Source organism: Pseudomonas sp. SIMBA_068 (assembly GCF_046534705.1).
Taxonomy (GTDB): Bacteria; Pseudomonadota; Gammaproteobacteria; order Pseudomonadales; family Pseudomonadaceae; genus Aquipseudomonas; species Aquipseudomonas putida.
Window position 1 is genome coordinate 1 of sequence record NZ_JAWRYI010001499.1, and the last position, 240, is coordinate 240.

Annotated in this window: 1 protein-coding gene; it reads right to left on the minus strand. The window is 56.7% G+C overall.

From position 1 onward, the window contains the following. A partial coding sequence (gene fabR, locus SB756_RS34650; protein ID WP_410913830.1) for an HTH-type transcriptional repressor FabR occupies positions 1-240 on the minus strand: 240 nt, incomplete at both ends.

Here is a 240-nt window from a genome sequence, read left to right on the forward strand (position 1 = left end):
CTGAATTTCACGCGCAACGGCGGCACGAAACGCAGCGGAGGTGCCGGAGCGTTCCCGCAATAATAACCGGAAGGCGTTAGGATTATTACCGATGAACTCCATAAATGTGGAGACCGAGGTGCGGATCACACTCCCGCCTTTGGCGATACGCTGACGCGCCTGGCGCATGAGTTGGCGTAGCATTAAACCGCTCTCATCAACCATGGTCAGACCCAGTTCGTCTACGTCGCGGAAATGCCG